The 21,060-nt window shown below is 76.5% G+C and carries 23 protein-coding genes; 18 read left to right on the top strand and 5 right to left on the bottom strand.

Annotated elements, in window-relative coordinates:
* Nucleotides 1–104 precede the first annotated feature (104 nt).
* Together AB0L40_RS18120 and AB0L40_RS18115 are read right to left on the bottom strand one after the other, a co-directional pair.
* Entirely contained in the window at nucleotides 105–554 is a 450-nt protein-coding gene (locus AB0L40_RS18120) for a hypothetical protein (protein WP_364357551.1), read from the bottom strand.
* Nucleotides 555–843: 289 nt separating this feature from the next.
* The gene (locus AB0L40_RS18115; RefSeq protein WP_364357548.1) at nucleotides 844–2,319 is read right to left on the bottom strand and encodes an FAD-dependent oxidoreductase; all 1,476 of its coding nucleotides are present in this window, start codon (nucleotides 2,317–2,319) and stop codon (nucleotides 844–846) included.
* 19 nt (nucleotides 2,320–2,338) lie between these two features.
* Here AB0L40_RS18115 and AB0L40_RS18110 point away from each other — a divergent pair, with 19 nt between their 5' ends.
* On the top strand, nucleotides 2,339–3,364 hold the full coding sequence (locus AB0L40_RS18110; RefSeq protein ID WP_364357545.1) for a histone deacetylase: 1,026 nt from the start codon (nucleotides 2,339–2,341) through the stop codon (nucleotides 3,362–3,364).
* Between the two features lie 122 nt (nucleotides 3,365–3,486).
* Here AB0L40_RS18110 and AB0L40_RS18105 read toward each other — a convergent pair whose 3' ends face one another.
* Nucleotides 3,487–3,996: a hypothetical protein gene (locus AB0L40_RS18105; protein ID WP_364357542.1), complete on the bottom strand. Its 510-nt coding sequence runs from the start codon at nucleotides 3,994–3,996 to the stop codon at nucleotides 3,487–3,489.
* Nucleotides 3,993–4,712, bottom strand: a complete 720-nt coding sequence (locus tag AB0L40_RS18100; protein ID WP_364357539.1) for a zinc ribbon domain-containing protein — start codon at nucleotides 4,710–4,712, stop codon at nucleotides 3,993–3,995. The genes AB0L40_RS18105 and AB0L40_RS18100 overlap by 4 nt, the downstream gene beginning before the upstream one ends.
* A 218-nt stretch (nucleotides 4,713–4,930) precedes the next feature.
* Here AB0L40_RS18100 and AB0L40_RS18095 point away from each other — a divergent pair, with 218 nt between their 5' ends.
* Together AB0L40_RS18095 and AB0L40_RS18090 are read left to right on the top strand one after the other, a co-directional pair.
* Nucleotides 4,931–5,221 (top strand): hypothetical protein, encoded by a 291-nt coding sequence (locus AB0L40_RS18095; protein WP_364357536.1) that lies wholly within the window; start codon nucleotides 4,931–4,933, stop codon nucleotides 5,219–5,221.
* A gap of 54 nt (nucleotides 5,222–5,275) precedes the next feature.
* Complete coding sequence (locus AB0L40_RS18090; RefSeq protein ID WP_364357533.1) at nucleotides 5,276–5,863, top strand: non-canonical purine NTP pyrophosphatase; 588 nt, start codon at nucleotides 5,276–5,278, stop codon at nucleotides 5,861–5,863.
* Nucleotides 5,864–6,026: 163 nt separating this feature from the next.
* Here the strand turns inward: AB0L40_RS18090 and AB0L40_RS18085 are convergent, their stop codons facing one another.
* Nucleotides 6,027–6,167, bottom strand: a complete 141-nt coding sequence (locus AB0L40_RS18085) for a hypothetical protein (protein ID WP_364357530.1) — start codon at nucleotides 6,165–6,167, stop codon at nucleotides 6,027–6,029.
* 280 nt (nucleotides 6,168–6,447) lie between these two features.
* Between AB0L40_RS18085 and AB0L40_RS18080 the strand changes: the two genes are divergently transcribed.
* The 15 genes from AB0L40_RS18080 to AB0L40_RS18010 form a co-directional block, all read left to right on the top strand.
* The gene (locus AB0L40_RS18080) at nucleotides 6,448–6,720 is read left to right on the top strand and encodes an HU family DNA-binding protein (RefSeq protein WP_304789496.1); all 273 of its coding nucleotides are present in this window, start codon (nucleotides 6,448–6,450) and stop codon (nucleotides 6,718–6,720) included.
* Complete coding sequence (gene pyrF, locus AB0L40_RS18075; RefSeq protein WP_364357557.1) at nucleotides 6,717–7,646, top strand: orotidine-5'-phosphate decarboxylase; 930 nt, start codon at nucleotides 6,717–6,719, stop codon at nucleotides 7,644–7,646. Before AB0L40_RS18080 ends, pyrF begins: the two co-directional genes overlap by 4 nt.
* Before the next feature lie 51 nt (nucleotides 7,647–7,697).
* Nucleotides 7,698–7,994, top strand: coding sequence for a LysM domain-containing protein (locus AB0L40_RS18070; RefSeq protein ID WP_364357526.1), 297 nt, complete (start codon nucleotides 7,698–7,700; stop codon nucleotides 7,992–7,994).
* Nucleotides 7,987–9,222, top strand: a complete 1,236-nt coding sequence (locus AB0L40_RS18065; RefSeq protein WP_364357523.1) for a D-alanyl-D-alanine carboxypeptidase family protein — start codon at nucleotides 7,987–7,989, stop codon at nucleotides 9,220–9,222. The genes AB0L40_RS18070 and AB0L40_RS18065 overlap by 8 nt, the downstream gene beginning before the upstream one ends.
* A gap of 70 nt (nucleotides 9,223–9,292) precedes the next feature.
* Nucleotides 9,293–10,267, top strand: a complete 975-nt coding sequence (locus AB0L40_RS18060) for a 1-phosphofructokinase family hexose kinase (protein ID WP_364357520.1) — start codon at nucleotides 9,293–9,295, stop codon at nucleotides 10,265–10,267.
* Between the two features lie 216 nt (nucleotides 10,268–10,483).
* A complete protein-coding gene (locus AB0L40_RS18055; protein WP_364357517.1) occupies nucleotides 10,484–11,644 on the top strand; it encodes a GuaB3 family IMP dehydrogenase-related protein in 1,161 nt (386 codons plus the stop codon).
* A 4-nt stretch (nucleotides 11,645–11,648) separates the two neighbouring features.
* Nucleotides 11,649–13,316, top strand: coding sequence for a glutamine-hydrolyzing GMP synthase (gene guaA / locus AB0L40_RS18050; protein WP_364357514.1), 1,668 nt, complete (start codon nucleotides 11,649–11,651; stop codon nucleotides 13,314–13,316).
* Nucleotides 13,307–13,888, top strand: coding sequence for a hypothetical protein (locus AB0L40_RS18045; RefSeq protein ID WP_364357560.1), 582 nt, complete (start codon nucleotides 13,307–13,309; stop codon nucleotides 13,886–13,888). The genes guaA and AB0L40_RS18045 overlap by 10 nt, the downstream gene beginning before the upstream one ends.
* Before the next feature lie 94 nt (nucleotides 13,889–13,982).
* Nucleotides 13,983–14,426, top strand: coding sequence for a 50S ribosomal protein L13 (rplM, locus tag AB0L40_RS18040; protein ID WP_304789581.1), 444 nt, complete (start codon nucleotides 13,983–13,985; stop codon nucleotides 14,424–14,426).
* Nucleotides 14,427–14,794: 368 nt separating this feature from the next.
* Entirely contained in the window at nucleotides 14,795–15,196 is a 402-nt protein-coding gene (gene rpsI, locus AB0L40_RS18035) for a 30S ribosomal protein S9 (protein WP_364357554.1), read from the top strand.
* Nucleotides 15,197–15,210: 14 nt separating this feature from the next.
* Nucleotides 15,211–16,596, top strand: a complete 1,386-nt coding sequence (locus AB0L40_RS18030; RefSeq protein WP_364357511.1) for a phosphoglucosamine mutase — start codon at nucleotides 15,211–15,213, stop codon at nucleotides 16,594–16,596.
* Nucleotides 16,597–16,723: 127 nt separating this feature from the next.
* On the top strand, nucleotides 16,724–17,101 hold the full coding sequence (locus tag AB0L40_RS18025; RefSeq protein ID WP_364357508.1) for a holo-ACP synthase: 378 nt from the start codon (nucleotides 16,724–16,726) through the stop codon (nucleotides 17,099–17,101).
* On the top strand, nucleotides 17,098–18,747 hold the full coding sequence (locus tag AB0L40_RS18020) for an NAD(P)H-hydrate dehydratase (RefSeq protein ID WP_364357505.1): 1,650 nt from the start codon (nucleotides 17,098–17,100) through the stop codon (nucleotides 18,745–18,747). Before AB0L40_RS18025 ends, AB0L40_RS18020 begins: the two co-directional genes overlap by 4 nt.
* Before the next feature lie 10 nt (nucleotides 18,748–18,757).
* Nucleotides 18,758–19,891, top strand: coding sequence for an alanine racemase (gene alr, locus AB0L40_RS18015; RefSeq protein ID WP_364357502.1), 1,134 nt, complete (start codon nucleotides 18,758–18,760; stop codon nucleotides 19,889–19,891).
* Nucleotides 19,888–21,060, top strand: a 1,173-nt coding sequence (locus AB0L40_RS18010; protein WP_364357499.1) for a hypothetical protein, incomplete at its 3' end; no start/stop codon positions are given. The genes alr and AB0L40_RS18010, both read left to right, overlap by 4 nt.

Genomic DNA, 21,060 nt, shown 5'->3' with positions numbered 1-21,060 from the left:
CTGGTCTCGTTCGACCGCGCCAAGGCGATGCCGAACTACCACCTGCCGACGGACGTCCCGGAGAACCTGGACTACGACAAGGAGCGCGGGCGGCCGGGCGGGACTCAGGCCGCGATGGCCTCGAGTGGTCCGCGCTCGTGGAACTCCTCCATCGGCTCCTCGGTCTCGCTGAGGTGCTGATGGGAGGGGCAGTAGCGCGAGCCGTGCAGCGGGTCGCGCTGGCAGGGCTGGCCGCGGCGGGTGGTCGCCTGGCAGGTCGGCTTGGTGCCCGTCAGGTCGTGCCCGAGGTCGGGCCGGCGGCGGAGCTCCTCCGCCACGGTCCCGACGTAGAGGTCGACGGTGCGCCACACCTGGGCCTGGGCGGCCATGGGGAACAGGAACCTGATCTCGTTGAACAGGCTCTTCGCCGGGTGCGCGAAGTAGTGGGGATCGGTCACGAGCCGCTCGATCGTGGACTCGCAGGCCCGGAGCACGCGCTCCTGGGTCGTGCGGGATCCACCGCCGGGCAGGCTGCGGGTGACGTCGCGGAAGAGGGTCCTGGAGAGGTGGTACATGGGAGAGGGACGGTGGGTCGGATCCGTCCACCCCTTGAAACACCGCGAATGTTGGGTTTCGATGAAGAAACGGCGCCCGGGGCTCTTCCAGGTGATAAAGGCGAATTTATTGATCGCGGCGTTATCTCCCGTTTAGCGCCTCCGCCCGCGCCCCGGTCGGGCGGACGAACGTCCACCCGGCGGCGTCGGGCGTCCCGCCTGGATCGCTCGCGAGCGGCCCCGGCGGGGCCGGGGGAGGTGCCCGGGCCGCCGATCGACCACCCGGGGCGCGCGGCCCAGGGGCTGCGGCTCAGCCGCCCCAGCGCTCGCGGCGCGTGGCAGCGACGCTGCCGTCGGCCGCGGGCTCGACGACCGTGTGGATCTCGTCGAGCGCGGGGTCCAGGGCCGGGAAGTCGAGCCGCCGGTGCGCGCCGCGGCTCTCCTCGCGGGCCAGCGCCGCGGAGCCGATCGCCCGTGCGAGGGGGTGGGGGTCGTCCAGCAGGGTGCGCAAGCCCGCCGCGTCGCGCTCGATGCCGGCGTGGAGCCAGAGCGCCTCGCGGCTGGCCCGCGACGGGGTGTGGACCGCGGGGGCGGACGGCGGGGGATCCAGCCGCTCCGGTAGCGGCGCCGCGTCGACGCCCGCCCGCGCGGCCCGGCCGCCGTAGACGATGCACTCGGCCAGGGAGTTGGACGCGAGCCGGTTGGCGCCGTGCAGGCCCGTGCAGGCGGTCTCGCCGATCACGTAGAGGCCGGGGACGCGCGTGGAGCCGTCGAGGTCGCAGGCGACGCCACCCATCGTGTAGTGGCAGGCGGGGGAGACCGGCACGAGCGCGGTCGCGGGGTCCAGGCCCGACTCGCGCAGCGCCCCGACGACGTTGGGGAACGCCCCGGGGTCGACGGCGCGCATGTCGAGCATCACGTGGTCGGTGCCCTCGGCGAGCATCGTGCGCCAGACGGCCTGGGCGACCTCGTCGCGCGGAGCGAGCTCCTCCACGAACCGCTCGCCGCGGCCGTCGTGCAGCGTCGCACCCTCCCCGCGGATCGCCTCGGTGACGAGGAACCCCTCCCGGCCGGGGATGCCCGCGACCGCGGTCGGGTGGAACTGCACGAACTCGAGGTCCGCGAGCTCGGCGCCGGCGGCGAACGCGAGCTGGGCGCCGACGCCAACGGAGCCCGGCGGGTTCGTCGTCCGGCTCCAGAGCGCCGCCGAGCCCCCGCAGGCGAGGATCGTGGCGCGGGCGGCGACGGCGCGGCCGTCGTCGGTGACGATCCCGACGGAGCGGCCCTCCGACGTCCAGATCGCCGACGCCCGGGTGTGCTCGAGCACCGTCACCGCCGGATGGGCGACGAGGCGGGCCGAGAGCTGCCGGACCAGCCGGCGCCCCGTCGCGCTGCCGCCGGCGTGCACGACCCGCCGGTGGCTGTGGCCGCCCTCGAGCCCCAGGACCCGCCGGCCGTGGCGGTCGGCGTCGAACGCGACCCCGAGGGACTCGAGGTCGTGGACGGCGTCGGGGGCCTCGCGGGTGAGGACCTCGGCGGCCGACCGGCGGACCAGGCCGCGGCCGGCGCGCTCGGTGTCGGCGAGGTGGGCGGCGGGGCTGTCGTCGACCGCGAGCGCGGCGGCGACGCCGCCCTGCGCCCAGTACGACGCGGTCTCCGCCAGTGGTGTCGCCGAGACGACGGTGACCCGCGCCCCGGCGCGTGCGGCGCAGAGGCCGGCGTAGAGGCCCGCGGCCCCGGCTCCGACGACCAGGACGTCGGTGGTCGCGTCGGCGGTGGCGGACATGGGGGGTACCGTATCCGTCGTGGCCCGCCCCCTCTTTCGTCACGACTCCTCGCTCCGTCACGACACGGGGTCGCACCCCGAGCGGGCCGGCCGGATCGTCGCCGTCGAGCGCGAGCTCGCGGCCCGCGACTGGTGCGGCTTCGACGTCCGCGAGTCCCCGGAGGCGACCCTCGAGCAGCTGCTCGCGGTGCACCCCCGGCCCCACGTCGAGCGGATCCGGGCGCTGGCGGCGACCGGCGGCGGGCGGATCGACGCCGACACGATCGTCTCCGCCGGATCGTGGGAGGCCGCGCTGCACGCGGCGGGCGGGGCCGTCGCCGTCGTCGACGCGCTCCTGGGCGGCGAGGCGACCCGCGCGGCGTCGCTGCACCGGCCGCCCGGGCACCACTGCGAGACCGCCGAGCCGATGGGCTTCTGCCTCTTCAACAACGTCGCCGTCGCCGCCCGGCACGCGACCCGGGTGCACGGGCTCCGGCGCGTCCTCGTCTTCGACTGGGACGTCCACCACGGCAACGGGACGGCCGAGATCTTCGCCGGCAGCGACGAGGTCCTCTTCGTCTCCATCCACGAGTTCCCGCTGTACCCCGGGAGCGGCCGGCCGACGGAGCAGGGCCACGGGGCGGGCGAGGGGCTGACGGTCAACCTGCCGGTGCCGGGCGGGACCGGCGACCCGACGTGGCTGGGGATGACCGAGGACGTCGTGCTGCCGATCGCGCGGGCGTGGGCCCCGGAGCTGATCCTCGTCTCCGCCGGCTACGACGCCCACGCCGACGACCCGCTCGCCGGCTGCGAGGTCACCGACGACGGCTTTCGGCGCATGGCCGGCGCCGTCCACCGCCTGGCGAGCGAGCTCGACGTGCCGCTCGGGCTCGTGCTCGAGGGCGGCTACGACGTCGACGCACTGGCGCGGTCGGTGGCCGCGACGCTGGAGGCCTGGTCCGCGGAGCCCGGGGAGGCCCCGGCGCCGGGCGGGCCGGATCCCGTCGTCGACCGCGCCCGGGCCTTCTTCGCGGAGCGCTGGCCCGGGGTGGCGCCGGCGGTCTGACCCCGCGGCGGCCCGCTGCGCGCGCCCGGCGGCCACGGGCGGCCGCCCGCGGGACGGGAGCCGGCCGGACACGAGCCGGCCGGACACGGGCGGGAGCGGTCCCGGACGGAAACCGACCCGGGTCAGGGCGCCGTGTTGCCGCCCTGGGGAGCGTCGTCGCTCGGCGAGCCGCCCGTCGGTGTGGTCGCCCCGGAGGCCGGAGGCTGCTGCCCGTCCTTGCCGCCGTCCTGCGGCGTGGTGCTCGCGGGCGGCGCCGCGGGGGCCGTCGCGGCGGGGGGTGCCGTGGACGCTCCCGGGGTCGTCGCCGCCGGCGTGGTGGCCGGCGCGGGCGTGGTCGCCGGGGCGACGGAGCCGTCGGGCGCCGGCGCGACCGGTGCGGCCGGGGCCGTCGTGGTCGCCGCCGCCGGGGCGGGGTCGTCGCCCGTCGTGGTCAGCGCGACGAAGGCGCCGAGGGTGCCGCCGGCGACGACGAGGACCACCGCCGCGATCGTGGCGACGGGGATCCGCCAGTTCGGCGTCGGCCGCATGCGCGTCCGCGCGGGGGCGCCGCAGCTGAGGCACCAGGCCTGCTCGGCGCCGACGGTGTTGCCGCAGCGCGGGCAGACCACGGGGGTCGGCGGGACGCGGCTCATCGGCGCTCGCGGCCGGTGCCCGTCGTGCCGGCCGCCGGGACCGTGCCGGTGTTGCCGGTCGGCGCCGTCACGACGGTCGCGGGCTCGGCGGCGCCGGGCGTCGCGGTGCGCTGGTCGACGCGGATGCCGCACTGCGGGCAGAAGTTCGCGTCGCTGCCGTGCAGCGCGCCGCAGCGCAGGCAGACGGAGACGCCGGGCTCGTGGAGCTCCTCCACGCTGCGGAAGTCCCGCAGGCCGTGCTCGAGCGCGTGCAGCTCGAGGTCGATCGAGTAGAGGGCGTCCACCTTCGCGCCGACCAGCACCTCGTTGTCGGCCCCGGCGCGCCGCAGCTCGAAGACGAGGCCGCCGAGGTCGCGGTAGCCCAGCTCGCGGACCCGGCGGAGATACCGCAGGCGCCGGCGCATCCGGCCGCGGTTGCGGACGTTGACGCGCCGCGGGACGGCCTGGGCGGCGACCTGGGTGGCCGGGCCGACGTCGCCGGGGGCGGGGGCCGCGGGCTCCGGAGCGGGGGCCTGGCCGGGCGCGGTCGGGGTGTACCCGGTGATCTGCGGGTCGGGAGCGTCGGGCACCGCGGTCCGGTGGACCTGCGTCTGCTCCTCGTCGTAGCCGAACGAGACCTCGGGCTCGCGGGCGGCGGGTCGCGCGGCCGTCGGCTGCTCGCCGGACGAGGCGTCCTGGTCGGCGGGCTTTGGGGTGCGGTCGGGAAGGTCGCTCATGAGTCGGACGGCCCCGCGGGTTCTCGTCACGCCGGACCGCGGAGCGAGTGTAGCGACGACGTGGGCAGTGTCCGCCGGGCCTCCCGGCCCTCGCGCGCGAGCGCAGCCCGGGCGCGGTTCCGGCGCTGGATGGACACGTTCCGGCGCTGGAGACGTCACGGCCCCCGGCCGGACCATGGAGACGCATCAGCCCACCCCCACGACAGGAAGACCGTCTCATGTCCCGTATCCCCGGATCCCCCGCCGCCACCCTCGCGTCCCCGGCCGTCCTCCCGGCGCCGCCGCTCGCCCTGGCCGCCCGGGCCCACCACCGCCTGCTGCGCCTGCGCGACGACGAGCGCGGCCAGGGCACCGTCGAGTACGTCGCGCTCGCGATGCTCATCGCCGCCGTCATGGCGGGCGTCGTCGTCGCCGCCGGCGGGCTCAAGGGCGGCGGCATCGCCCAAGCGGTCGTGGAGAAGGTCAAGGCGGCGATCGGGGCCGCCGGCACCGCGCCGAAGAAGCCGTAGCCGCAACGACCCGGGCGCCCCGGGCGACCGGGTCGTCCGCCGTACGATGGCGGCGTGCCCAGCCTCGTCCTCGCGACCCGCAACCCCCACAAGGCCGAGGAGTTCCAGGACCTGCTGCGTCCCTGGTCCGTCGCACCGCTGCCGGACAACGTCGACCTCCCGCCCGAGACCGGGACGACGTTCGCCGACAACGCGCTGGCCAAGGCCCGCGCGGCCGCGGCGGGCACCGGCAAGGCCTCGTTCGGGGACGACTCGGGCATCGTGGCCGACGCCTTGGACGGCGCGCCGGGCGTGCGCTCGGCCCGGTTCGCGGGCGAGGACGCCACCGACGAGGAGAACCTGGCGCTGTTCGTGGAGCGCGTCCCGGCCGGCAGCGCCGTCGCCTACGTCTGCGCGATCGCGTACGTCGATCCGTCCACGCGGACCGAGCACGTGGTCGAGGGCCGCTGCACCGGGACGATGGCCGATGCGCCCCGCGGCGCCGGCGGCTTCGGCTACGACCCGGTGTTCCTCCCCGACGACGTCGAGACCGCCCGCGGCCGGACGATGGCCGAGCTCTCCCCGGCCGAGAAGGCCGCGATCTCGCACCGCGGTGCGGCGGCGCGGGCGCTGCTCCCGCTGCTCGGGCCTCGCGCCGGCTGACCCGTCGCCGGGGACGTCCCGCGGGCCGCGGATGCCCGCCGAGCGGGCTCCGCGCACCCGCCGGTGCGCCCCGCGGACGGCGGAGCAGATCGCCGAAGAGTCCCTGCTCAGCGCACGTGTCTCGCCGGGTGGCGCCGTCGCGGCGGCGAGCTCCGGACGGAGCTCAGCGCAGGTTCGTCGCGGCGGCCATCCCGACGGCGGTGGACACCGCAGCGTAGCCCAGGAAGTTGCGGGCGACCAGCACGATCGCGGTGATCAGGCACGCCAGGATGACGATCGACCAGGCGGCGCGCTCGAGGGTCATGGCCGACATCCAAGCACCTCGGCCCGCACGGGGGGCGGCGCCGCCCCGGCGGGGGTCCCGCGGCCGGGGCGGAGGGGCTTCGTGACGGCCCCGCGGCCCCGCTCGCGCGAGGGTGCCAGCAGGCACCGGCCGACGTTCCGTCCTGCGATGCAGGCACACTCTCGCCGTCCGGCACGTGCGATCAATCGCCCGTCGGATCGCCGTCCCGCTCCTGCGGGAGGCGTGCAGACGCGATAGCGTCGCAACCCGAAACGTGCCCCACCACAGGAGGAGCGGTTAGATGACCAAGGCAGAGTTCGTGGACCACGTGGCCGAGAAGGCCGGTCTCGGCAAGAAGGACGCGCAGGCCGCCGTCGACGCCGTGCTCGACACGATCACCGACGCGCTGTCCCGCGGGAGCGACGTCACGTTCTCCGGCTTCGGCAAGTTCTCCGTCGCCGAGCGCAGCGCCCGCAAGGGCATCAACCCGGCCACCGGTGAGCAGATCGACATCGCAGCGAAGAAGCTGCCGAAGTTCTCCGCCGGCGCCGCGCTGAAGAAGTCGGTCGCCTGAGGACCCAGGTCCTCGACGACCAGTCGGCTCCCGGGTTCGGGAACCGGCTGTCGTCTGCGGTACGGCGACGCCAGAGCGCGATCGCCGTCGGGCTGGACCCCGACCCCGCCCGTCTGTGGCGCGGCGGGGCGGCCATCCCCGCGGGAGGCGATCCGGCTGCGGCCGCATCGTCCGCCGTGGCGGACCACTGTCGGCGCGTCCTCGACGCGACGGCTCCGGCCTGCGTGGCCGTGAAGCTGCAGAGCGCCTCGTTCGAGCGCCTCGGCCCGGAGGGCGCCCGCGCCCTGCGCGACGTCGCCGAGCACGCGCGGCAGCTCGACCTCCTCGTCCTCCTCGACGCCAAGCGCGGGGACATCGACGTCTCCGCCGCGTCCTACGCCGACGCCGCCTTCGGCGGGGTCGACACCCCGTGGGGCCCCGTCCCCGGGCTCCGGGCCGACGCCGTGACGGTCGCGCCCTACATGGGCCGCGACAGCATCGAGCCCTTCCTCCGCGCCGGTCGCCGGATCGGCGGCGGAGCGTTCGTCCTCGTCCGCACCTCCAACCCGGGTGCCGCCGACGTCCAAGAGCGGGCCCTCGCGGGCGACGAGCCCGTCTGGGCCCTCGTCGCGCGCCTGGTCGCGGACCTCGGCGACGCCGCCGGCGGTCCGATCTCCGACGTCGGCGCGGTCGTCGGCGCCACCGCGCCGGAGCGGCTCCGCCGTCTGCGCGAGCTGATGCCGCGCACCCCCTTCCTGCTGCCCGGCGTCGGCGCCCAGGGTGGCCGGGTCGAGGACCTGGCGCCGGCCTTCGGGCCCGGCCCCGGCGCCGCGCTCGTCACCGCGTCGCGCTCGATCGTCGGAGCGGCCGGCGACGGCCACGAGGACCCCGGGCCCGCGGCGCGCCGGGCCGCCGAGGACCTCCGCGCGCTCGCCGCGGCACTCTGATGGGACCGCTGCCGGACCCCCGGCGGACCGCGGCGGCCTATCCTTGCCGCGATGCCGCCGCGAAGCCCGTTTCGGATCGTCGCGCCGCTCGCGCTCGTGGCCGTCGTCGTGGCCGTGTACCTGCTGGTCTCGCCGGGGACGGACTCGCCGGCCCCGGCCCGGCCCGCGGCGGAGACCACCACGACCGTCGCGCAGCCCAAGCGCCGGACGTACACCGTGCGCACCGGCGACAGCTTCTCGTCGGTCGCGCACCGGTACCGGATCACCGTGGAGCGGCTCATCGAGCTGAACCCGAAGCTGGATCCCCAGACCCTCCGTCACGGACAGCGGTTGCGCCTGCGTGACTGACGCGCGCCGCCGGGCCGCCGCCACGGCCCGCGTCCTCGTCCTCGCCGCCCTCTCCTTCCTCCTCCTCGTGCCGGGGGCGGCGCGGGCAGCGGACGACGACGCCCCCACCATTCAGGCTCCCGCGGCGATCGTGGTCGAGCTGTCGACGGGCGACGTGGTCTTCGGCCGCAAGCAGGACCAGCAGCGCGGGATCGCGTCGACGACGAAGCTGATGACCGCCCTGGTCGCGCTCGAGCACGAGCGGGACCTCACGAAGCGCTTCCGCGTCCCGGCCTACGCCGCGAGCGCGGGGGAGTCCCTCGCGAACCTCCACGCCGGCGACCGCATGACGATGGAGGACCTGCTCGGTGGGATGCTGCTCCCGTCCGGCAACGACGCGGCGGCGGCGATCGCCCGCAGCGTCGGCGGCTCGGTCTCGGCGTTCGTGGGCCTGATGAACGACCGGGCCCGCGCCATCGGCCTCGACGCGCGGTTCCGCAACCCGATCGGCCTCGACGCCCCCGGCCACCACGCCAGCGCGGCCGACCTCGTGAAGATCACGCTCCTGCTCCGGCGGTTCCCGGCCTTTCGGGCGATCGTCGACCGCAAGACGATGACGCTGCGGTCCGCGACGCCGGCCATCACCGTCGAGAACCGCAACACCCTCGTCCAGGAATACCCGTGGGTCGACGGGGTGAAGACCGGCCACACCCGGGCCTCGGGCTACTCGCTCGTCGGGTCCGGGCGGCGCCGCGGCATCTCCGTCGTCTCGGTCGTCCTCGGGGACCCGACGGAGGCGGCGCGCGACAGCGACAGCATCGCCCTGCTGCGCTACGCCACCGATCAGTACCGGCGGACCACGGCGCTGAAGCGCGGGACGGTCGTCGGCCGCCCGGCGCTCCGCTACCGGGACGAGGACGTCGCGGTCGTCGCCGCGTCGAGCGTCGTCCGGACCGCCCGCCGGGACGAGCAGCTGACCACGCGCGTCCTCGGGGTGCCGAAGGACGTCGAAGGCCCGCTGCGCCGCGGCGCCCGGCTCGGCACGATCGAGGTCCTCCAGCGCGGCCGGGTCGTCGCGCGGATCCCCGCGGTCACCGCGACGGAGGTCCGGGCGGCGACCTTCTGGCAGCGCCTGGACGACGGGCTCGAGCGGGGCTGGGTGCGCTTCCTGATCGCGGTGGCGGTCGTCTGCCTGCTGGTCCTCGCGTTCCTGGTCCGCCGGTCGCGCCGCACGCACCGAGTGCGCTGAGGCCCCGTCCGGCCCCCGCCCGCGGCGGGGCCCGCGGCCCCGGGCCGACCCCGTAGGGTGGCCCCGAGCGATGATCATCACCGTCACCCTGAACGCGGCCATCGATCGGTCGCTGGTCGTCCCGAACATCCGCCTCGGCCACCGGCACCGCGCGGTGGAGCAGACGACGCTGGCGGGCGGCAAGGGCGTCAACGTCGCGCGCACCCTGAAGACGCTCGGGCAGCCCGTGATCGCCACCGGCTTCGCGGGCGGCGCGACGGGCACCCGCATCGTCGAGCAGCTGACCCGCGAGTCGATCCTCAACGACTTCGTGCGGATCGCCGACGAGTCCCGCACGAACACCGCGATCTTCGACCCGACCTCGGGCGTGCAGACCGAGGTCAACGAGAAGGGCCCGCGCGTCGACGAGCGCGAGCTCGAGCTCTTCCAGGACAAGCTCCTGTACCTGGCGCGCGGCGCCGACATCGTCGTGCTCGCCGGGTCGCTGCCCCGCAACGTGCCCGACACGGTCTACGCGGACCTCGTCCGCGAGCTGCACAAGATCGGCGTCAAGGTCTACGCCGACACCGACGGCGAGCCGCTGCGCCACGTCCTGAAGTCCGAGCCCGACGGCCTGACGCCGAACCAGCTGGAGGCCGAGGAGATCGTCGGCCACGAGTTCGCCGGCGACGAGGACCGCGCGCTCGCGATCCAGGAGCTCCTCGACCACGGCGTCAACGAGGCCGTGATGACGCTGCAGGACGGCTGCGTCGCCGGCGTCCGCCACGACGGCGGAGCCAGCGGGCCGGTCGGCATCCACCTCCTGCGCGCCCGCATCGACGTCCGCGAGACGGTCGCCCGGATCGGCTCCGGCGACGCCTTCCTCGCGGGCATGGTGGCGGCGCGGTACGAGCAGCGCGACGACGAGGAGACCCTGCGCTACGCCGTCGCCTGCGGCGCGGACGCGACCCAGCGCCTCGGCGCCGGCCTCGTCGACCCCCGCCAGGTCGAGCGGCTGGTGCACGAGGTCGAGATCGAGCGGATCGCCCTCGACGACCCGGAGTAGGGCGCCGGGCCCCGACCCGAGCGTCTCGGGCTCGCACCGCATCCCGGTACGGCGGGGCTCGGGCCACCCGGAGGGGGCCGGGCCCCGACCCGAGCGTCGCGGGCTCGCACCGCATCCCGGTACGGCGGGGCTCGGGCCACCCGGAGGGGACGGGTTCTGGCGCCGCGCCGCCCCATCGCCCGACACCCGACCGCCGCCTGCGCGATCCTTCACGGAATGGAGATCGAGATCGGCCGGGGCAAGAAGGCCCGCCGCGCTTACGGCTTCGACGAGATCACGATCGTGCCGTCGCGCCGGACCCGCAACCCGGACGAGGTCGACATCGCCTGGAAGCTCGGGCCGTATCGCTTCGAGCTGCCGCTGCTGGCGTCGCCGATGGACGCCGCGATCTCGCCGGCCACCGCCCGCACGATCGGCCGCCTCGGCGGCCTGGCCGTCCTCGACCTCGAGGGGGTCTGGACGCGCCACGAGGACGCCGACGCGCAGCTGGAGGCCCTCGCCGGCCTGCCCGAGGCGGAGGCCCTGCACCGCCTGCGCGAGCTGCACGCCGCGCCCGTCCGGGCGGACCTCATTACCGAGCGGATCCGCGAGATCAAGTCCGAGCCGGGCGTCGTCGTCGCCGGCTCGCTCACGCCGCAGCGCGTCCGCAAGCACTACGAGGTCGCGCTCGAGGCCGGCCTCGACGTCCTGGCGATCCTCGGGACCGTCGTCTCGGCCGAGCACGTCGCGAAGGCCGGGGCGGGCGGGATCGCGTCTGGCGAGACGCACCACGAGGTCCTGAACCTCAAGGAGTTCATCGCCGAGGTCCCCGTCCCGGTCGTCGTCGGCGGCTGCTCCAGCTACCACACGGGCCTGCACCTGATGCGCACCGGCGCCGCCGGCGTGCTCGTCGGCGTGGGGGCGGGGGCCGGGTCGACCGTCCGCCGCGTCCTCGGCGTCGGCCTGCCGCAGGCCACCGCCATCGCCGACGTCGCCGGCGCGCGCTCCACGCACGTGCTCGAGACCGGCGAGTACGTCCAGGTCATCGCCGACGGCGGCATGCGGACCGGCGGCGACCTGGCCAAGGCCATCGCCTGCGGTGCGGACGCCGTGATGCTCGGCGCGCCGCTGTCGCGGGCCGCCGAGGCCCCCGGGCGCGGCTGGCACTGGACCCCCGCGGCCGCCCACCGCGAGCTGCCCCGCGGCGGCCGCGTCCACGTCGGCACCGCCGCGCCGCTCGAGCAGGTCCTCCTCGGGCCCGGCACGGACGGCTCCGGCACCACCAACCTCATCGGCGCGCTCAAGCGCTCGATGGCGACCTGTGGCTCGCTCGACCTCGCGGAGTTCAACCGCGCCCAGATCGCCGTCGCGCCCGCCGCCAACCACCCGATCGCCTGACGCCGTGACCGACTCCGCCCCCACGCCCGCCCCCGAGAACCCCCTGCCCGCCGGCGCGGACGTCGACGAGGTCGTCGTCCTCGACTTCGGCGGCCAGTACAGCCAGCTGATCGCGCGCCGCGTCCGCGAGTGCGGTGTCTTCTCCGAGCTCCTGCCCCACCACGTGGGCGCGGAGGAGGTCCGGCGCCGCAAGCCGAAGGGGATCATCCTCTCGGGCGGCCCCGCGTCGGTCTACTCGCCGGACGCCCCGCCCCTGGATCCGGAGCTCCTGAACCTCGGGGTCCCGGTCCTGGGCATCTGTTACGGCATGCAGCTGCTCGCCAAGGAGCTGGGCGGCCGCGTCGAGTCCGCCGAGGTGGGCGAGTACGGCCGCTCCCAGCTGACGGTCACCGAGCACGGCACGCTGCTGAAGGACCAGCCCGACGAGCAGCCGGCCTGGATGAGCCACCGCGACACGGTCTACACGCCGCCGGAGGGCGCCACCGCCCTGGCCAGCTCGACGTCGTCGCCGGTCGCCGCGTTCGAGTCGCCGGAGCGCGGCCTCTACGGCATCCAGTACCACCCGGAGGTCGTCCACACCCCGTACGGGCAGCAGACGCTCCAGACCTTCCTGCGCGACATCTGCCACTGCCGGCTGGACTGGTCCGCGGCGAACATCGCCGAGGAGCAGATCCGCCTGATCCGCGAGCAGGTCGGCACCGGCAAGGTCATCTGCGGCCTCTCCGGGGGCGTCGACAGCTCCGTCGCGGCGCTCCTGGTCCACAAGGCCGTCGGTGACCAGCTGACCTGCGTCTACGTCGACCATGGTCTGATGCGCAAGAACGAGACCGAGCAGGTCGAGAAGACCTTCGGCGAGCACTTCCAGGTGCCGCTGGTCGTCGTCGACGCGAAGGACCGCTTCCTGCAGCGCCTGAAGGGCATCACCGAGCCCGAGGCCAAGCGCAAGGCGATCGGCGGCGAGTTCATCCGCATCTTCGAGGAGGAGGCGCTGAAGCTCGCGGTCGGCGCGGGCTCCGCCGCGGTCGACGGCGCCGAGGTCAAGACGTTCGGCGAGATCAACGCCGCCGGCGGCGACACCGGGGCGAAGTTCCTCGTCCAGGGCACGCTCTACTCCGACGTCATCGAGTCCGGCGGCGGCACCGGCGCGGCCACGATCAAGAGCCACCACAACGTCGGCGGGCTCCCCGACGACCTGACCTTCGACCTCGTCGAGCCGCTGCGCGCGCTCTTCAAGGACGAGGTCCGCGCGGTCGGCACCGAGATCGGCCTGCCCGAGCGCATGGTCTGGCGCCAGCCCTTCCCGGGCCCGGGCCTCGGCATCCGCATCGTCGGCGGCGAGATCACGCAGGAGAAGCTCGACATCCTGCGCGAGTGCGACGCGATCCTGCAGGAGGAGGTCCGCGCCGCGGGCCTCTACCGCGACCTCTGGCAGAGCTTCTGCGTCCTGCCGGACGTCCGCACCGTCGGCGTCCAGGGCGACGAGCGCACCTACGGCTTCGTGGTCGCCATCCGCGCCGTCACCTCCGACGACGCCATGACCGCCGACTGGGCCCGGCTGCCCTACGACCTGCTGGACCGCGTCGCGGGCCGGATGGTCGGCGAGGTCCGCGAGGTCAACCGGGTCGTGCTCGACATCACGAGCAAGCCGCCCGGCACCATCGAGTGGGAGTAGGACCCGGGCGCGGAGGGCGCGCGACCGGCTCCCGCGGAGGCCGGGGTCCCAGGAAGGCCCCCGCGGCTCGTGACGCCCCCGCGCGGGGCCCGCGGGCGGTCGTCTACCTGCTGGGCGCCGCCGCGGTCGCGGCGGGCGTCGCCGCGGGCGAGCTGGACCTGCCGCGCACGGCGCTGGCGGTCGCGGCGGTCCTCGTGCTCGTCGGCCTCGCCGGCGGGCCGTCCGACGGCCCCTGGGGCGCGGCGCTGGTCGTGGCCGGCGCGGGGGCGGGGGCGCTGCTGGCGCCCGAGCTGCCGGCGCGCCTGGACCTGGCGCGCGAGACGGCCGCGGGGATCGGGGCCGGCCTCGGCCTCGTGTGCGTCCTGCCGCTCGAGCTGGCGGCGCGCCGCTGGGGCGTCGCGGCCACCCTGCTGGCGGTCGTCGCGACCGCCGGAGTGCTGCTGGACGACGTCGATCTGCCGGCGCTGCACCGCCCGTCGACGTGGGCGGCCTTGCTCTTCCTGCTCGGAACCGTCAATCTGTTGCTCTGGGCGCGCGACCGCGAGCTGGCTGCGGCCGCTCCGAAGCGCTGAAGGGCCACGACACCGGGACCGGGAGGCGCAATCCTCCGCTCCTGCGCTAGTCTCCCCCGTCGCTGCGCGTCCATCCCTGCCCGCGCCAGCCGAGATTCTTGTGAAGACGTACGTCGCCAGTTCCGAGACCCGTGAACGCTCCTGGTACGTGGTGGATGCCACGAACCTGACGCTCGGGCGCCTCGCCACCCAGATCGCCGAGCAGCTGCGCGGCAAGAAGAAGCCGGAGTACACGCCGCACGTGGACACCGGCGACTTCGTCGTCGTGATCAACGCGGAGAAGATCGCGGTCACGGGCAAGAAGCGCACCGACAAGCTGTACCACCGTCACTCGGGCTTCCCGGGCGGTCTGTACACGCGCACCTTCGAGGAGCAGCTCGAGAAGCAGCCCGAGGAGATCATCCGCAAGGCCGTCAAGGGCATGCTGCCCAAGAACCGCCTCGCGAAGAAGCAGCTGACCAAGCTCAAGGTCTACGCCGGCCCCGAGCACCCGCACGTGGCCCAGAAGCCGCAGGCCCTGGAGATCAACGCCCGATGACTGACGACGTCACCCCCGACGAGACGCCCGAGGAGACCCCCGCGGTCGCCGAGGACGCTCCCCAGGCCGACGCCGCCGAGGCCACGCCCGTCGCCGAGACGCCGGCCGAGCCGGTCGCGGAGGAGGCCCCCGCCGAGGAGGCCGTCGCCGAGGACGACTCCGACGACGAGGACGACGCCCCGCGCGTCAAGCCCGCCATCCCGGGTGCCGACCTCGAGGTCGACCTCGTCTTCGAGGGCAGCGCCGCCCAGGGCGACAAGCCGGACGAGTTCGGCTACTACAGCGAGGGCGACGCCGACGGCGAGTCCTCCGACGGCGAGAGCGCCGACGGCGACGACGCCGCCGACGAGCCGATCGCCGACGTGTCGATCGACCTCTCCGAGGGCGCCCGCTACGCCGCCACCGGCAAGCGCAAGTCCGCCATCGCCCGCGTGATCCTGTCGCCGGGCACCGGCGTCTACACGGTCAACGGCAAGGGCCTCGACGAGTACTTCCCGCGCGAGGCGCTGCTCCGCACGATCAAGCAGGCCCTCGAGGTCGTCGGCCAGGACGGCAACCTCGACGTCCGCGCCAGCATCCAGGGCGGCGGCGTCTCGTCGCAGGCCGGCGCGCTGCGCCACGGCATCTCCCGCGCGCTGCTGGTCGCCCAGCCGAACCTGCGTGGCGAGCTCAAGAAGCGTGGCTTCCTGACGCGTGACGCGCGCGTCAAGGAGCGCAAGAAGGCCGGCCTCAAGAAGGCGCGTAAGCGCCCGCAGTTCTCGAAGCGCTAGGACCTACGCGCTTCATGTCCCGGCTCTTCGGCACCGATGGTGTGCGCGGGAGGGCCGGCGCGGTCCTCACGGCCGAGCTCGCACTGCGACTCGGCCGTGCTGCCGTTCTGGGGGGCATCGCCTCCCGGGACGACGCGCCGGCCCCCACCGGCGACGCCCCCGGTGGTGCTCCCGCGGGTGCGGGCGCCCGACCGCGCGTCCTCGTGGTCCGCGACACCCGCGAGTCCGGCCCGATGCTCGAGGCCGCGTTCGCGGCCGGGGCCGCGGCGTCCGGCGCGGACGTCCACCTGGCCGGCGTGGTCCCGACCCCTGCGGCGGCGATCCTCGTCGGACGGCTGGGCTTCGACCTCGCCGCCGTCGTCTCGGCGTCGCACAACCCGCACGCCGACAACGGCATCAAGCTCTTCGGTCCCGACGGCCGCAAGCTCCCCGACGCGCTCGAGGACCGCGTCGCGGCGCTCGTCGAGGACCTGCCCGACGCCGCGACCCGCGGCACCGACATCGGCGGGATCGCCCCGTTCCTCGGGGCGGCGGAGGACCACCTGCGCGCGCTGGACGAGCGCTTCGCCGGCCTCGACCTGCACGGCGTGCGGGTCGCGCTGGACTGCGCGCACGGCGCCACGGCCACGGTCGGGCCCGAGGCGTTCCGGCGCCGCGGCGCCCACGTCGTCGTGATCGGCAACGCGCCCGATGGGCGCAACATCAACGCCGGGGTCGGCTCGACCCACCCCGACGCGATCCAGGCACTCGTCGTCCGCGAGGACGCCGCGGTCGGCTTCGCGTTCGACGGCGACGGCGACCGCGTCCTGGCCGTCGATGCCGGAGGCCGCGCCTACGACGGTGACGAGCTCCTGGCGATCATGGCCCGCCACCTGCACGCCGAGGGGCGGCTGACGGGCGGCGTCGCCGTCACGGTCATGTCGAACTACGGCTTCCACGCCGCGATGGACGCCGCCGGGATCCCCGTCGCGACGACCCCCGTCGGCGACCGCCACGTCGTGGCCGCGCTGGACGAGCGCGGCTGGAGCCTCGGCGGCGAGCAGTCCGGGCACATCGTGGAGACGGGCTTCGCGCCGACCGGAGACGGCGTCGCCGCGGCGCTGCTGCTGATGGAGTCGCTCGCGGGCGCGCCCCTCGGCGAATCGGCGGGGATGGAGCGCCTGCCGCAGGTGCTGATCAACGTGCCGGTGGAGGACCGCGACGGCGCGATGACCGCGCCGGAGCTGCGTGCGGCCATGGACGCCGCCGACGCCACCCTGGCGGGCCGTGGCCGGACGCTCGTGCGCGCGTCGGGCACCGAGCAGCTCGTGCGCGTGATGGCCGAGGCCCCGACCGAGGCCGAGGCGCGCGAGGTCTGCGAGGCGCTCGTCCTGCGGGTCCCCGGGCGCGTCGGCGGCTGACGCCGCGGGACCGCGTCGCTCCGCGGTCGGTGCTTCGGGCGCCGGTGCGCGCCGCGGGCGCCGGTCGCGACGGGCGGCACGCGCGTCCCTCGGGTCGCCGGCGCAGACCCCGGGTAGTCTCGGGGCCATGAACGAGGGCGTCGGGATCGACCTGATGGACGTCGACCGGCTCGCGGCGGCTCTGGAGCGGCGGCCGGGGCTCCGGGACCGCCTCTTCCGGCCGGGGGAGCACACCGCCGGCGACGGCGCGCCCCGTGCGACGCGCAGCCTCGCGGCGCGCTTCTGCGCCAAGGAGGCCGTCACGAAGGCCCTGCGGCTCGACGCCTTCCGGCCCCTGGAGATCGAGGTCGTCGGCGACGGCGGCCCGCCCACCGTCCGCCTGCACGGCGCGGCCGCGGCCCGTGCGCGGGAGCTCGGCGTCGACGTCGTCATCTCCCTCACCCACGAGCGGCGCAGCGCGGCCGCCGTGGCGTGGGCGGTCGTCCCGGCCGCGGTGCCCGCGTGAGCGCCGCGGAGCGCCCGCCGCTGTCCGCGGGCCTCGACCCGCTCGTCGACGCCGAGGCCATGCGCGCCACGGACGCCTGGGCGATCGGCACGCTCGGCATGGGCGGGGGCGCTCTGATGGAGGCCGCGGGGGCGGCGCTGGCCGACGCGGTCGTCGAGCTGGTGCCGGAGGGGCTCGTCGTCCTCGTCTGCGGGGGCGGCAACAACGGCGGCGACGGCTACGTCGCGGCCCGGCTGCTCGCGGCGCAGGGCCGCCCGGTGCGGCTGGTCTCGACCGTCGACGACGGCCGGCTGCGGGGCGACGCCGCGGCGGCCCGCGACGCCTTCGGCCCGGGCGTGCCGTGGGGGCCCGGCGCCCTCGACGGCGCGGCGGTGATCGTCGACGCGGTGCTCGGCACCGGGGCCCGCGACGCCCCGCGCGGGGTCGCCGCGGAGGCGATCGCGGCGATCACCCGGGCGGCGGCCGGCGATCCCGGCGCGCCCGCGACCGCAACGACGCCGAGGGCTGCGGAGACCCCGGGTCCGGCCGTCCCCGTCGTCGCCTGCGACGTGCCCAGCGGCGTCGACGCCACGACGGGCGAGACGCCCGGGGACCACGCGGTGACGGCGACCACGACGGTCAGCTTCCACGCCGCGGCGCCCGGCCACTGGATCGCTCCCGGCAAGTCCCGGACGGGCCGCCTGGTGGTGGCTCCCATCGGCATCCCGTCGCGCCCCGACGACACGGTCCCCGCCCCGTGGGGCGGCGTCCTCACCCCCCGACTGGTCGACGCGCTGCCCACCCGCGGCGCCGACGGCACGAAGTTCCGCTCCGGCCACGTCGTCGTCCTCGGGGGCTCGCCCGGCATGAGCGGCGCCCCCTGCCTCGCGGCGCGCGGCGCCATGCGAGGTGGCGCCGGCTACGTGACCGTCGCGGCTCCGGCGAGCATCGAGGCGGGGATCCTCGCGCGGGCGCCCGTCGAGGCGCTGGGCCTGGTGCTGCCCGACGACGACGAGGGCGGCGTCACGGCCGCGGCGGCGGACCCGGTGCTCGACGCGCTCGCGGGCCACGGCGGCACGCTCGTCGTCGGGCCCGGGCTCGGGCGCGGCGGGGAGCGGGGGACCCTCGTGCGCGACCTCGTCGCCCGGGTGGCGGGCCCGGTCGTCTTCGACGCCGACGCGCTGGCCGCCGTCGCGGGCGACCCGGAGGCCCTGGCCGGGAGCGACCCGGACCGCCCGACGGTCCTCACGCCCCACGCGGGCGAGCTCGCCCGGCTGCTGGACGTCGCGACCCCCGACGTGACCGCCCGCCGGCTCCACCACGCCCGCGAGGCCGCGCGCCGCGCCCACGCCGTCGTGGTCCTCAAGGGCGACGACACGCTGGTGGTCGCCCCGGACGGCCGGGTGGCGATCAGCCCCGGCGGCGTCCCCGGCCTCGCGACGGCCGGGACGGGCGACGTCCTGGCCGGCCTCGTCGGCGCGCTCCTGGCGCGCGGGACCGACCCGTTCCTCGCCGCCGCGGCGGGCGTCTGGCTGCACCTCCGGGCCGGCGCGCTGGCGTCCGCCGAGCACGGCCCCGACGGCGTCGTGGCCCGCGACGTCGCCGACCGGCTCGGGCAGGCCCGCCGCGACGCGACCGGCCACGGCCGACAGGACCCCACCCGGTAGCGTTGCGCCGATGCGCGTCGTCGCCCGCATCAACGTCGCCGCGATCGAGCGCAACGTCGCGCTGCTCGCCGGCCGCGTCGGGCCCGGGACCGCCGTCTGCGCGGTCGTCAAGGCGGACGGCTACGGCCACGGGGCGGTCGCGGCCGCCCGCGCGGCGGTGGCCGGCGGCGCGACGTGGCTCGCGGTCGTGACGGCGGCGGAGGCCACGGCGCTCCGCCTCGGCGGCATCGACGCCCGGCTGCTCGTGCTCGGCCCGCTGGACGACGACGACCTGCCCGAGGCGCTGGACGCCCGAGCAGAGGTCGTCGTGTGGGACGCGGAGGGCGTCGACCGCCTGGAGCGCCTCGGGCGGCCTGCCGACGTGCACGTGAAGCTCGACAGCGGGATGGGGCGCCTCGGCCAGCGCGACCCTGCCGTCGCCCTCGAGCTCTGCGACCGGGTCGCCGGGGCCCCGCCGCTGCGCCTCTCCGGGGCGATGACCCACTTCGCCACCGCCGACGACCCGGCGGACTCGCTCTTCGCCGTCCAGCTGGAGCGGTTCACGGCGTGGGCCGCCGACGTCCGCCGGCGTCATCCCACGGTGGTCCTGCACGCCGCCAACAGCGCGGCGATGCTCCGCGACCCGGCGGCCCACTTCGACCTCGTCCGCCCCGGCATCGCGATCTACGGGCTGGACCCGATGAACCACGACCCGGACGACCACGGGCTCGAGCCCGCGCTCGAGCTGGCGGCGCGCGTGGTCGCGGTCAAGCCGCTGGAGCCGGGGGAGAGCGTCGGCTACGGCCGGCGCTTCGTGGCGGACGCCCCGACCACGATCGCGACCGTCGCGGCGGGCTACGCGGACGGCGTCCGGCGCGGCCTCACGAACACCGGCGCGGTTCTCGTCGACGGCGTCCGGCGCCCGATCGCGGGCACCGTGTCGATGGACAGCATCGGCGTCGACCTCGGTCCCGGCGCCACGACGGCGACCGGCGCCACCGCCCGCCTGATCGGCCGCGACGGCGACGAGCGGATCACCGCCGAGGACGTTGCCGGCCTGCTGGGGACGATCAACTACGAGGTCACCTGCGGCGTCGGCCCGCGCGTGCCGCGGGTCCACCACCACGACGGTGCGGCGGTCCCGTCCGGGACGCCCGAGCGGTGAGCGGCGAGGCGCCCGAGGCGCCGGGCGACCCGTCCGCCGAGGTCCTCGCCCACGTCCGGGAAGCGCTGGAGGACGGGCCCGACGCGTGGATCGTCGGGGGAGCCGTCCGCGACCGCCTCCTGGGCCGTCCGACGGCCGACCTGGACCTCGCCGTCGCCTCCACGGACGCGGAGGTCCTCCGCGGCCTGGCGCGCGGCATCACCCGCCGCGCCGGCGGCCACGCCTTCCCGCTGTCGGACGTGTACGGCGCCTGGCGCGCCTGCGCCCCCGCCGACGCGCCGGTCGCGTGGCAGGTCGACCTCACGCCGCTGCAGGGCGCCGACCTGGCCGAGGACCTGGGCCGCCGCGACCTCACCGTCAACGCGATCGCCGAGCCGATCGCGGGCGGGACCCTCGTCGATCCGTTCGGCGGCGAGCCGGACCTCCGCGCGCGCCGCCTGCGCGCCGTCGGCCCGGAGTCGTTCTCGTCCGACCCGGTCCGCGTGCTGCGCCTCGCCCGCTTCGCCGCCGAGCTCGACGCCGCGCCCGACGCGGCCACCGTCGCCGCGGCGGCACGCTCCGCTCCCGCGCTGGCGGCCGACGTCCCGGGCGAGCGGACGCTGCCCGAGCTCTCGCGGACCCTGACGGGCCCCGGCTGGCGCCGGGGCCTGACGACGGCGGAGGCCGTCGGAGCGCTCGCGGCGCTCGTCCCGCACGCCACGACCGCCGGCGGGGCCCTGCGGCCCGACGTGGCGGCGGTCCTGGCCCGGCTGCTCGGCGACGACCCCCGGCTGCCCGAGGCCGCGGCGGAGCACGCTTCGGCGCTCGCCGCGATCACGGCGGGCCCGGACGACCGCCTGGTCCTGGCGCTGGCCGCCCTGGTGCGTCCGGCGCCGGACCCCGGACGGGCGCTCGACCGCCTGCGGCCCAGCAGGGAGCTGCGGGCCGCCGTCGTGCGGACCGCCGGCGCGACGGAGCGGATCGCGGGGCTCCGCACCGGCCCGACGGACCCGGACGCGCTCTTCGCCGCGCTGGGGCCGGCCGGGACGAGAGCGCCGCACGCCGTGCTGCTCGCGCGCGCGGTCCTCGGCCCGGAGGACCTCCCGTGGCCGCCGCTCGCCGCCCGGGCCGTCCGCTGGGCCGCCGGCCCTCCGCGGCCTCCCGTCGCGGGCGAGGGTCAACGTGCTACA

The sequence above is a fragment of the Patulibacter sp. NPDC049589 genome, from assembly GCF_040675535.1.
Lineage (GTDB): Bacteria > Actinomycetota > Thermoleophilia > Solirubrobacterales > Solirubrobacteraceae > Patulibacter.
The sequence above is the reverse complement of the archived record's forward strand: the minus strand, read 5'-3'. Positions and strand labels throughout refer to the sequence as shown.

Excerpts from the sequence above, each read along its gene's own strand:
- AB0L40_RS18100 (WP_364357539.1), bottom strand. The coding sequence starts at position 4,712 with ATGAGCGACCTTCCCGACCGCACCCCAAAGCCCGCCGACCAGGACGCC.
- AB0L40_RS18055 (WP_364357517.1), top strand. The coding sequence starts at position 10,484 with ATGGAGATCGAGATCGGCCGGGGCAAGAAGGCCCGCCGCGCTTACGGC.
- AB0L40_RS18120 (WP_364357551.1), bottom strand. The coding sequence starts at position 554 with ATGTACCACCTCTCCAGGACCCTCTTCCGCGACGTCACCCGCAGCCTG.
- AB0L40_RS18115 (WP_364357548.1), bottom strand. The coding sequence starts at position 2,319 with ATGTCCGCCACCGCCGACGCGACCACCGACGTCCTGGTCGTCGGAGCC.
- AB0L40_RS18085 (WP_364357530.1), bottom strand. The coding sequence starts at position 6,167 with ATGACCCTCGAGCGCGCCGCCTGGTCGATCGTCATCCTGGCGTGCCTG.
- alr (WP_364357502.1), top strand. The coding sequence starts at position 18,758 with ATGCGCGTCGTCGCCCGCATCAACGTCGCCGCGATCGAGCGCAACGTC.
- AB0L40_RS18030 (WP_364357511.1), top strand. The coding sequence starts at position 15,211 with ATGTCCCGGCTCTTCGGCACCGATGGTGTGCGCGGGAGGGCCGGCGCG.
- AB0L40_RS18025 (WP_364357508.1), top strand. The coding sequence starts at position 16,724 with ATGAACGAGGGCGTCGGGATCGACCTGATGGACGTCGACCGGCTCGCG.
- AB0L40_RS18070 (WP_364357526.1), top strand. The coding sequence starts at position 7,698 with ATGCCGCCGCGAAGCCCGTTTCGGATCGTCGCGCCGCTCGCGCTCGTG.
- AB0L40_RS18095 (WP_364357536.1), top strand. The coding sequence starts at position 4,931 with ATGTCCCGTATCCCCGGATCCCCCGCCGCCACCCTCGCGTCCCCGGCC.
- AB0L40_RS18060 (WP_364357520.1), top strand. The coding sequence starts at position 9,293 with ATGATCATCACCGTCACCCTGAACGCGGCCATCGATCGGTCGCTGGTC.
- AB0L40_RS18105 (WP_364357542.1), bottom strand. The coding sequence starts at position 3,996 with ATGAGCCGCGTCCCGCCGACCCCCGTGGTCTGCCCGCGCTGCGGCAAC.
- AB0L40_RS18080 (WP_304789496.1), top strand. The coding sequence starts at position 6,448 with ATGACCAAGGCAGAGTTCGTGGACCACGTGGCCGAGAAGGCCGGTCTC.